This window comes from Idiomarina solivarensis (assembly GCF_033052755.1).
Classification (GTDB): Bacteria; Pseudomonadota; Gammaproteobacteria; order Enterobacterales; family Alteromonadaceae; genus Idiomarina.
Map to the genome: position 1 here is coordinate 1 of NZ_JAVFHZ010000014.1, position 2,587 is coordinate 2,587.

Sequence of the window (2,587 nt, forward strand, 5' to 3'; positions counted from 1 at the left end):
TGCGTATTTCGGGGTCATCCGGACATTGATTTCGGTCTGAGCCGGACAAGCATTTCGGTATCATCCGGACAGTGATTTCGGCGTCGTCCGGACAACCGTTTCGGTCTCATCCGGACAAGTTTTTCTTCCCTCGCTTTTCGAGTTTCGGCATAACAGAGTTTTTATCTGTGAGCCGAGGCAATCATGACTAAAGCAAAGAAAAAAGCGAGGACGGATATGCGGACTTATCTGGACATTTTTCGTTTGAAGTTTGAGCGGCGGATGACTGATCGGCAAATAGCATTAACGCTGAACATCGGTCGCTCAACCGTCAACAACATCCTGACCCGGTTCCGAAGTTTACAGCTCGAGTGGCCGCTTCCTGATGAAGTGTCACTTGAGAAGCTCGATAATTTATTGATGCCCGGTCGCAATTATCAATCGCAACGTGAGCTGCCGGATTGGCTGAAGGTACACAAGGAGCTTACCAGCCCACTCGTGACCAAGCAGTTGTTGTGGCAGGAATATCAGGCCGAATATGGCAATAAAGCTCTGGGGTACACTCAGTTCTGTGAGCATTACCGCCGTTGGCTGGGTAAGCAACGTCGCTCTATGCGTCAATTGCATAAAGCCGGTGAAAAGCTCTTTATCGACTTCTGCGGACCAACCGTACGCATTGTTGATCCCACTACAGGTGAGTACCGCAAAGCGTCTATCTTCGTTGCCTCAATGGGCGCCTCAAATTACACCTACATCGAAGCGTGCGAAGGACAGGACTTAGAGTCCTGGCTGCTCGCCAATCGCCGCTGTCTGGAGTTCTTAGGCGGTGTACCGCAGTTGCTCATTCCGGATAATTTAAAATCCGGTGTTAATCAGGCCGACCGCTACGAGCCGCAGCTCAACGACAGCTATCGGGCGTTCAGTCAACATTATGGCTGTCCTGTCATCCCCGCACGCCCCCGTAAGCCTCAGGATAAAGGTAAAGTAGAATCCGCTGTCCTGGTGGTTGAACGCTGGGTGTTAGCGCGGCTGAGACATACCACCTTCCACAGTCTGGCGGCGTTAAATCAGGCAATAAGAGCGCTGAACAAAGAGCTCAACGAACGACCGATGAAAAGCTATGACGGTCTGAGCCGGGCGGAGTTATTTAAACAAATCGACGCACCCGCATTAGCACCGTTACCTGAAATGCCTTACGAGTACGCGCAGTTCAAGTTGGCAAAAGTCGGTAAAGACTACCATGTGGCCTTCGATAACCACTGGTACTCGGTGCCTCATGCGCTGGTCGGTGAGCGGGTTGAGCTGATGGTCACCCAGCGACTGGTACAAATCCATTACCGCGGTAATGTGGTCGCGACTCACATCCGAAGCAAAAAGCGTTACCAACACACCACCGAGGCATCACATATGCCCGTGGCACATGCCGTTTATAAAGACTGGACACCGGAGCGTATCCACCGTTGGGCGGCCAGCATTGGCAAAAATACCGCCTTAGTGGTTGAGCATATTGAGCGCTCAAAAGCCCACGTTGAGCAAGCCCAACGCAGTTGCCTGGGCCTGTTATCGCTGCAAAAGCGCTATAGCTCAGAGCGCTTAGAGCGAGCCTGCGGTATTGCTCTCGAGCAACAACACTACGCCATTCGGTTTATTCGCAACATCCTTGCCAACGGCCGGGACAGTCAATCCACTCCAGAGCCGGCTACGACTCCGACTCATCACATCAATGTGCGTGGCGCACATTATTACCAATAAGGAGCGGTAATGGATAACTTACTCAGCCAGCTGCGCCAGTTACGATTACCGGCTATGGCATCAGCACTTGAACGACAACGTGAAACACCGGGTACTTATGACGAGCTTGCCTTCGAAGAACGATTACTGCTGCTCGTTGAACAGGAGCATTTAAGCCGGGAAAACAACCGTATTACACGCCTGCGTAAACAAGCTAACCTGCGTCTGCAGGCGCAGCCTGAACAACTCAAATACCCGGCAGCGAGGGGCCTTAGAAAAGAGCAACTCATTCCCCTGCTTGAAGGCCATCACTTACGCTATCAGCAAAACATCCTTATCACCGGCCCAACCGGCAGCGGTAAAACGTTCCTTGCCTGCTGTTTAGGCGAGCAGGCTTGTCGGCAGAACTACCGAGTACAATATTACCGGCTTGGGCACTTGCTTGAGGCCCTGAAACTGGGTCACGTTGATGGCTCTTATCTGAAAATCCTCAGCAAGCTCCAAAAGGTCGATTTACTTATCCTGGACGACTGGGGGCTGGAAGGCTTTAAGGGAAAACAAATCACCGACTTGCTGGATGTCATTGAAGATCGCTATGAGCGACGCAGTACCATTATCGTCAGCCAGCTACCGGTATCACAATGGTATGAACTGATGGATAACCCGACCGTGGCAGACGCATTGCTTGATCGACTTATTCATAATGCGCATCGGTTGGAATTACAAGGTGAATCGCAACGCAAAAAAACACTAGCAGGTGACGCCTAAATCACGTAAAAAGAAAATCATGCGAGGTGAAAGTTAACTTGTCCGGATGACACCGGAACGCTTGTCCGAATGATGCCGGAATCGCTGTCCGGATAGACCGAAATACGCA

At 51.3% G+C, this 2,587-nt stretch carries 2 protein-coding genes; both read left to right on the plus strand.

The genetic code is table 11. The features are described 5' to 3' along the window. Positions 1 to 183 precede the first annotated feature (183 nt). Positions 184 to 1,731 (plus strand): IS21 family transposase, encoded by a 1,548-nt coding sequence (gene istA / locus RBK99_RS13410; protein WP_317505102.1) that lies wholly within the window; start codon positions 184 to 186, stop codon positions 1,729 to 1,731. 9 nt (positions 1,732 to 1,740) lie between these two features. Then, positions 1,741 to 2,478, plus strand: a complete 738-nt coding sequence (istB, locus tag RBK99_RS13415) for an IS21-like element helper ATPase IstB (RefSeq protein WP_317505103.1) — start codon at positions 1,741 to 1,743, stop codon at positions 2,476 to 2,478. Positions 2,479 to 2,587 lie beyond the last annotated feature (109 nt).